At 68.7% G+C, this 8,227-nt stretch carries 7 protein-coding genes; 6 read left to right on the top strand and 1 reads right to left on the bottom strand.

The window, feature by feature from the left end; all coding sequences use genetic code 11:
* Positions 1–221: 221 nt before the first annotated feature.
* From A3ES_RS0144960 to A3ES_RS0144945, 4 genes are read left to right on the top strand one after another with little or no spacing between them, the layout of a single operon-like run.
* Positions 222–1,001 (top strand): enoyl-CoA hydratase/isomerase family protein, encoded by a 780-nt coding sequence (locus A3ES_RS0144960; protein ID WP_020393394.1) that lies wholly within the window; start codon positions 222–224, stop codon positions 999–1,001.
* Positions 1,001–1,948, top strand: coding sequence for a class I SAM-dependent methyltransferase (locus A3ES_RS0144955; RefSeq protein ID WP_020393393.1), 948 nt, complete (start codon positions 1,001–1,003; stop codon positions 1,946–1,948). The genes A3ES_RS0144960 and A3ES_RS0144955 overlap by 1 nt, the downstream gene beginning before the upstream one ends.
* Before the next feature lie 19 nt (positions 1,949–1,967).
* On the top strand, positions 1,968–3,056 hold the full coding sequence (locus A3ES_RS53630) for an acyltransferase (RefSeq protein WP_020393392.1): 1,089 nt from the start codon (positions 1,968–1,970) through the stop codon (positions 3,054–3,056).
* Positions 3,049–4,086, top strand: coding sequence for a hypothetical protein (locus A3ES_RS0144945; RefSeq protein ID WP_020393391.1), 1,038 nt, complete (start codon positions 3,049–3,051; stop codon positions 4,084–4,086). Before A3ES_RS53630 ends, A3ES_RS0144945 begins: the two co-directional genes overlap by 8 nt.
* Before the next feature lie 33 nt (positions 4,087–4,119).
* Here A3ES_RS0144945 and A3ES_RS0144940 read toward each other — a convergent pair whose 3' ends face one another.
* The gene (locus A3ES_RS0144940) at positions 4,120–4,854 is read right to left on the bottom strand and encodes a class I SAM-dependent methyltransferase (RefSeq protein WP_020393390.1); all 735 of its coding nucleotides are present in this window, start codon (positions 4,852–4,854) and stop codon (positions 4,120–4,122) included.
* Between the two features lie 134 nt (positions 4,855–4,988).
* Between A3ES_RS0144940 and A3ES_RS0144935 the strand changes: the two genes are divergently transcribed.
* Together A3ES_RS0144935 and A3ES_RS0144930 are read left to right on the top strand one after the other, a co-directional pair.
* A complete protein-coding gene (locus tag A3ES_RS0144935; protein WP_020393389.1) occupies positions 4,989–5,771 on the top strand; it encodes an electron transfer flavoprotein subunit beta/FixA family protein in 783 nt (260 codons plus the stop codon).
* A 14-nt stretch (positions 5,772–5,785) separates the two neighbouring features.
* Positions 5,786–6,742, top strand: coding sequence for an electron transfer flavoprotein subunit alpha/FixB family protein (locus A3ES_RS0144930; protein WP_020393388.1), 957 nt, complete (start codon positions 5,786–5,788; stop codon positions 6,740–6,742).
* Positions 6,743–8,227: the final 1,485 nt, after the last annotated feature.

Below are 8,227 nucleotides of genomic sequence, written 5' to 3'. Positions count from 1 at the left end.
AGGAGGGGCGAACCCCACCCCTGCTGGCGAACCCCACTCTTGCTGGCGAACCCACCGCCGCTGGCGAACCCCACCAGGAGGGGCGAACCCACCGCCGCTGGCGAACCCCGGCAGTGGGGGATGGAGCCCGGCGGGGGAGGGCGTAGTACGACTATTTCCACTGGTCCGGTACCGTGCCGGGGATGTGACCGGCGGGTAGTACTGGACTGGAGGAGTGACAGATGGGCGAGTTCGTCAACCTGACGGTGGCCGACGGGGTCGGCACGATCCGGCTGGACCGGCCGAAGATGAACGCGCTGAACATCCAGGTCCAGGACGAGATCCAGGCCGCGGCTGCCGAGGCCGGCGCGAACGACGATGTGCGTGCGGTGGTGATCTACGGCGGCGAGCGGGTGTTCGCGGCCGGCGCGGACATCAAGGAGATGGCCGACATGTCGTACGCCGACATGGTCCGCCGCTCAGGTCCGCTGCAGGCCTCACTGTCCGCGGTCGCCGCGATCCCGAAGCCCACGGTCGCGGCGATCACCGGCTACGCGCTCGGTGGCGGCTGTGAACTGGCGCTCTGCGCCGACTATCGGATCGCCGCCGACGACGCCAAGCTCGGCCAGCCCGAGATCCTGCTCGGCATCATCCCCGGCGCGGGCGGCACCCAGCGGCTGTCCCGGCTGGTCGGCCCGTCCAAGGCCAAGGACATCATCTACACCGGCCGATTCGTGGACGCGGCCGAGTCGCTGCAGATCGGCCTCGTCGACAAGGTCGTCCCGGCCGCTGAGGTGTACTCCGCTGCCGTCGCCTGGGCGTCGCAGTTCTCCCGTGGCGCCGCGCTGGCGTTGCGCGCCGCCAAGGAGGCGATCGACGCCGGCCTCGGGGTCGACCTGCACACCGGGCTGGAGATCGAGCGACAGCAGTTCGCGGCGCTCTTCGCCACCGAGGACCGCTCCATCGGGATGAAGTCCTTCGTCGAGAACGGCCCCGGCAAGGCCGAGTTCAAGGGAATCTGATGACCACTTCCGCCGCCAAGCCCGCCGCCACCGCCGAAGAGGTCGAGGCGGCCTGGAACGACAACAAGCTCGCCCAGGTGCTCTACCACGACTGGGAAGCGTCGACCTATGACGAGAAGTGGTCGATCTCGTACGACGAGCGCTGCGTCGACTACGCCCGGGACCGGTTCACCGACGTGGCCGGCACCGACGGCTGGCCGTACGGCAAGTCGCTCGAGATCGGCGCGGGTACAGGCTTCTTCACGCTGAACCTGAAGCTGGCCGGAGTACTCGCCGAGGCACACGTCACCGACCTGTCGCCCGGCATGGTCGAGGCGGCCAAGCGCAACGCGGCGACCCTCGGCTTCGCGATCGAGGGCAAGGTCGCGGACGCGGAGAAACTCCCGTACGACGACGACACCTTCGACCTGGTGATCGGGCACGCGGTGATCCACCACATCCCGGATGTCGAGCTGGCGTTCCGCGAGATGCTGCGCGTACTCAAGCCGGGCGGGCGCTTCGTGATCTGCGGCGAACCGACCCGGTACGGCGACTTCGTGGCGCGGCGGTTGTCGCGGCTGACCTGGTGGGCGACCACCAACGTGACCAAGCTGCCCGCACTGTCGCACTGGCGCCGGCCGCAGTCCGAGCTCGACGAGTCCTCGCGGGCGGCTGCGCTGGAGGCTGTGGTCGACCTGCACACTTTCGACCCGGACACGCTCGCCCGGATGGCTACGCGGGCCGGTGCGATCGACGTACGGACTGTCACCGAGGAGTTGCTGGCTGCTTGGGTCGGGTGGCCGATCCGGACGTTCGAGGCCGCAGTACCGGAGGAGAAGCTCGGGTTCGGGTGGCGGATGTTCGCGTACAAGTCGTGGCTGCAGCTGTCCAAGGTCGACAAGGCGCTCTCGCAGGTCGTACCGGACGAGCTCTACTACAACGTGTCGATCACGGGTGTCGCTCAGTAGCGGTGTACATACTGGACGGATGCGGTTGCTGACGGCGGCGAATCTGCGCTGGGTGGTGCGCCACCGGGCGTGGACGCCGTACTACCTGAAGCGGTACTGGCGCTTCGCCTGGTTCAAGCTGCGGCACCCGCAGGTGATCACCGAGGGATTCGTCTTCCTCGGCAAGAAACTGGAGATCGTCGCGCGGCCCGGGCACGGGCGGCTGGTCCTGGGCCAGTGGGTGCACCTCGGCGACGAGACGCGGCTGCGCGCGCACGAGGGCACGCTGCGGATCGGCGACAAGGTCGTGTTCGCGCGCGACGTGACGGTGAACTGCTACCTGGACGTCGAGATCGGCGCGTCCACGTTGATCGCGGACGGGACCTACATCTGCGACTTCGACCACAAGACCGAAGACCTCGGCCTGCCGATCAAGGACCAGGGCCTGGTCAAGTCGCCGGTCCGGATCGGCCCCGACTGCTGGCTGGCCACGAAGGTCACCGTCACCCGCGGCGCCGACATCGGCCGCGGCGTAGTGATCGGCGCCAACAGCGTTGCCCGAGGCAACATCCCGGCGTACTCCGTGGCGGTCGGCATCCCCGCCGTCGTGGTCCGCGACCGAGTAGCCCGCTACGAAGCCGACACCGCCCGCCGCGCCTACCTGGCGGACCTAGCCCAATCCAACGCCGAAACCACCGCCCGCCTCCACGCAGGCAAACCCCCCACGCCCCCGGCTACGCCCACCACGCTTTCCCCTGCGCCCACCACGCCCCCGGCTACGCCCACCACGCTTTCCCCTGAGCCCAGCTCAGACATTTCCCCAGAGAACCCCGCGGCGCAGCGCACCTCAACCACCGCGATGGCGTCCGCCGCAAGCGAGCGGACCCCCGCCACAGCGCCCCTCACGCCAACTTCGCCCCCACCCGACTCGGTGGCCCCTCCGACTCACTCCGCGGCGCAGCGCACCTCGCCTTCAGCCTTTGCAGGTGAAGAGACAGCGGATGGCGCGCACGGCAGCGGCGTACGGGTGACTGCTGAGCAGGCAGAAGTAGCCAGGGGGTTCTCAAGTTACTCACCAGTCGGGCACTATGTCCCCGAGGTCGTCGAAGAGGAGACGCAGCGTGGCTGATCAGACCGGCGCGGCCCGGCTGGCGGCGGATTCGTCCGCCCCGGCGGACGCCGTACGGTCCGTTCCACCCGCCGCGGAGGCGGACATCCGGTCGGTTCTGGACCAGGCGGCCGCCGACGGCTCGATCACCGACGCGCGGCACCGGGCGGTCGAACCGGTCCCGATCGTGGCTGCGGATGTGACTGATGGTGCGGATCTGGCTACGTTGGAGGCAGCGGACGGCGAGCCGTCCGCACCGATCTGGAGGGTGCGGCGCAAACTGTCGCCGCGCCCGGTACCGGGCAACCGACGCAGAAAACCGCCGGTGCCGGCACCGGCGACGGACGACGAACCGACCCCGGCTGAGGAGATGGACGACGTGGGTACTCAACCCGACAAGGCGGCCAAGGCCGCCGATGCGGAGAAGGCGGTGACGACGGACGTGGGACCTGAGGAGACTCCCGCGACCGATGCGTCCACCGGCAGCCGCGGTACGACCGCGACCGCGACGAAGCCCGCGAAGCCGAAGACGGCCGCGGAGATCGTCGCCGAGCAACGCGCCCGCGAGAAGGCTGCGGCCGAACGACCCAAGGACGACACCGCGGTGACGAAGCCCGTCACCCGGCAGCCCGCCGCGCCGAGTTCGCCGGCCAGGTCCGGTGCCACTGTGCCCAAGGCAACCAAGCCGGTCGCGGTGAAGAAGACTGTTGCGTCCTCCTCATCGTCATCCGACAAGGGCAAGGCAGCGTTGTCCGCGGTGGGATCCGGCGTCAAACGCTTCCGGAACCTGGTGGCATCGCTGGTCTGGCTGATCGCGGTGATCGCGGCCGGTTTGCTTGCCCTGGGCGCCTTGTTCACGGCGCTGGACCAGGCCAACCAGAGCAACGAGATCGTCAAGTGGGTGCTGGAGCGCGGCCACGACCTGGTGGGCCCGTTCAAGGACCTGTTCCGGTTGGAGACGGCGAAGAACACCTTGCTGGTCAACTGGGGGATCGCGGCGCTGGTCTACCTGATCATCGGCAAGATCGCCGAGCGCTTCATCCGCCCCTGAGCTCTTCCTGTACTCCGTGGGCCGGGTGCTGTACTACGTGGTCCGGGGCCGGGCGACGACGATGAGGTCGAGGCTGTCGTCGAGTTCGCCCGCCCGGATCACGAAGTCCTGGTAGCTGGTTTCCGTCACCAGTTGGACCAGGTCCGCGGGCCAGTCCGCGTGATCCGACGCCAGTTGCGCATCCACGCAGGATCCGTGCTCCTGCTCCCATGCGGTCAGCCTCTCGCCATGCCAGAGCCCGAGCGTCTGGACGATCTCCAGATCCGCCTCGACCAGCTCCGCGAACTCCGCCGGCGTGAGTTCCTTCGTGTGGTACCAGTTGCCGCTCGGGAAAGTGAGCTGGTTGGGCGTGGACAACACGACGACCGCACCCGGACCGGCGATCCGCGCGCACTCGGCGACGAATCGCGGCTGCTCCCACAGATGCTCGATCGTCTGCAACGAGACCAGCAGCTCGAACGACTCGGCGGCGAACCCGGTCTGGACGAGATTGCCCTGGACGAGATTGACCTGTGGATAAACCTTGGCGACGTGCCGAAGCGTCGTACCTTCATAGTCGAGACCGAACACCTGCCGAGCCCCGGCCTGGCGGAGCAGGTCCGCGCCGTACCCCTCGCCGCAGCCGGCGTCGAGGACGCGGCCGGTCTCGGAGCTGAGCCAATTAGCCGTGATCCAGCGGTAGGCGGCCTCGTGGCGCGCGAACCAGTAGTTCTCGTGCCAGATCCCGGGCGCTGTTCTCTCGCCGGTGAGCGGTAACGTCTCGGTCACCCGGCCAGACTAGTGTGCCGTGATCAGGGCACTGGTGCTGACTGTGATGGGACTCGCACGCGTCTTATGTTTCCCGCGAGTAACATCCGTGGCAGGCTGGGAGAGACCGTTAACCAGAAGGGGTCCCACACGCTATGAAGATCGTCGTCTGCGCGAAGTTCGTGCCGGATGCCACCGCGGACCGCCGCTTCCGCTCCGAGGACAACACGGTGGACCGCGCCGGTGTCGACGGGCTGCTGTCCGAACTGGACGAGTACGCCGTCGAGACCGCGCTCACCGTGAAGGAAGCCGGCGAAGGTGAGGTGACCATCCTCACGGTCGGCCCGGAGCAGGCTGCCGACGCCATCAAGAAGGGCCTCCAGATGGGCGCTGACGCCGGCGTCCACGTGAACGACGAAGGCATCCACGGCTCCGACGCCGTGGCGACCTCGCTGATCCTGGCCAAGGCGCTGGGCAAGCTCGAGGCCGACCTGGTCGTGTTCGGGATGGCGTCCACCGACGGCTCCATGGGCGTCGTACCGGCGATGGTGTCCGAGCGGCTCGGGCTGCCGGCTGTCACGCTCGGCTCGTCGGTCACCGTCGAGGGCACCACCGTGAGGATCCGTCGCGACGGCGACACCGCCAGCGACACCGTCGAGGGCACGCTGCCGCTGGTGCTGAGCGTCAGTGACCAGTCGGGCGAGCCGCGCTACCCGTCGTTCAAGGGCATCATGGCCGCGAAGAAGAAGCCGGTCGAGACCTGGTCGCTGGCCGACCTGGAGATCTCGCCCGACCAGGTCGGCGCGGCCTCGGCCTTCACCGAGGTGACCGAGGTGACCGCCCGGCCGCCGCGGTCGGCCGGCACGATCGTCACGGACGAGGACGGCAGTGGTGCTGCCCAGCTCGTCGAGTTCCTGTCCACCAACAAGTTCCTCTGAGGGGCGACCAGTTCATGTCGAACGTTCTCGTTCTCGTTGACCACACCGGTGGCAAGGTCCGCAAGACGACCGCGGAACTCCTCACCATCGCGCGCCGCCTCGGCGAGCCCGTCGCCGTCTACATCGGCGAAGGCGTCCAGGACGCCCTGCCGGCCCTCGGCCAGTACGGCGCGACCAAGGTGATCGCACTGACCGACCCCGAGCTGTCGCAGTACCTGGTGGCCCCCAAGGCCGAGGCGCTGCAGCAGGTCGCGGCCAAGATCGAGCCCAGCGCGATCCTGATCTCCTCGAACGCCGAGGGCAAGGAGATCGCAGCCCGGCTGGCCGTCAAGCTCGACTCCGGTCTGATCACCGACGCCGTCGACGTGCAGGCCGGCGACTCCGGTCCGGTCACCACGCAGTCGGTCTTCGCCGGCAACTACTCGGTCCAGGCCAAGGTCACCCACGGCACGCCGATCATCACGGTCAAGCCGAACGCGGCCACCCCGGAAGCAGCCGAGACCAGCCCGGAGGTGGAGGAGTTCGACGTCACGATCTCCGACGCCGCCAAGACGGCCCGCATCACCGAGTCCAAGCCGCGCGAGGCAACCGGTCGCCCCGAGCTCACCGAAGCCGCGATCATCGTCTCCGGCGGCCGTGGCACCGGCGGCGACTTCGCCCCGATCGAAGCCTTCGCCGACTCCCTCGGCGCAGCAGTAGGCGCCTCCCGCGCCGCCGTCGACTCCGGCTGGTACCCGCACGCCTACCAGGTGGGCCAGACCGGCAAGACGGTCTCACCCCAGCTCTACATCGCAGCCGGCATCTCAGGCGCCATCCAGCACCGAGCCGGCATGCAAACCTCGAAAACCATCATCGCCATCAACAAGGACGAAGAAGCCCCCATCTTCGAACTGGTCGACTTCGGCGTAGTAGGCGACCTCCACAAGGTCCTCCCCGCCACCACCACCGAGGTCAACAACCGCAAGTCCTAACCCCCCCACCCCCGGCCCGGCCCGCTCATCCCCCCGAGCAGGCCGGGCCGGCTCTTCTCCCTGCCGGTTACCTGTACTGCCCAGGCAGGGTTAGCTGTACTGCCCAGGCAGGTTGCCCTGAGGCAACCCCCTCCCTCCGAGGCCCCTGCATCCCCGCTCCCCCCAAAGCTCGTGAGCCACCCCCTTCTCACCCGAAGCCGCTGAGCCGACCGCCGTCTGGCGCCTCACCCGACCCCCATCCGCCGCCCCTGCGGGCCGCCACGCCCAAGGCACCAGCGCCCCTGTGGGCCGCCACGCCCAAGGCACCAGCGCCCCTGCGGGCAGCCACGCCCAAGGCGCTAGCGCCCCAAGGCTGCCAGCGCCCCCGCGGATCTGCCATCTGACAGCGTTCACCGTCAACGCCATCACCGGGCTCCGTGCCCAGCACCCCGCAGTACCGGCTGGCCGTCAACTGCAACCGCGAGCGCCCTCAACGACCGACATTTGAATGGCTGATGCGCCCGCTGTCGGTCGACACAGGTTCCATGATCCAACGGTCCGACCGCCCGCCAGGCGACCGCACCCTCAGGTACTGCGCCTCCGCCGCCTGGCACACCTAGGTACCAACGGGTTCCACTGCTGCAGCGCGCCACCGGACCTGCCATCGGGCTCACCGTCCAACGCCATCACCGGGCACTACGCCCAGCACCCCGCCGTACGCGCGGGCCATCACCAGCAACCGACACCGCTTGCCGGCCGGCGGCGGCTAGTGCGTTCGCTGCCGGCCTACCCGGTACTAGTGCTTCGACAGCCCTCACTCCGGCGACCGCCTTGAGGGTGACCGGGGAGGTTCGTACCCCCGCAACCGGACAACTGCCTCCCTGCCTTCGGCGAAAGTCCTCCCCGAATCGCCCCGAGCACCCCCTCGCCATACTCCGCTGACCGCTGTCCGCTATCGCGCCCTCGGCTGGCGCCTACTACTGGTACTGCGGCGTCTGTGCGGCGCCCCGAATACGAGGCGGGCGGCAACTGTCGTCGCGAGCGGCCAAGTGCTGGACGCTGGCGGCTTGTACGTCCGCCCGCGACTTTCTGGCGGTCGTGCTCAACAACCTGTTATCGCATCCCCGCGGCGTCATCAGCTCGTATTGCGGGCTGCGGCGCCTCGCAGTACGGGATGGTCGTCAGTGGAGCCGGGAGCGACGCCTGGCTGGCGGGTTGCGTGGTCATTCACGGGCTGTGGCTTGCGTTTAAACCTCTGGGCTGTTGTGTCAGGCGGCTTTCTTGATCACGTCGTGGCGGACGGCTGGGGTGCTGGTTGAGCCTTTGGGTCGGCCGGGGCCGGCTTTGGAGGGTTTTGGTGGACTGGCTGGGGTGCCGATCGTGTGTATGAGTCGGGGGAAATCCCGGCGGACACGCCCTGGAGTGAGTCGGCGGGGTGGTCGTCGTCGCTCCCAGGGATGTCGGTGGTCCTCGGCCAGCGGGCGGGCGAGGCGGAGCTGGTTGATC

Origin of the sequence: Kribbella catacumbae DSM 19601, assembly GCF_000372465.1 — a bacterium.
Classification (GTDB): Bacteria; Actinomycetota; Actinomycetes; order Propionibacteriales; family Kribbellaceae; genus Kribbella; species Kribbella catacumbae.
The sequence above is the reverse complement of the archived record's forward strand: the minus strand, read 5'-3'. Positions and strand labels throughout refer to the sequence as shown.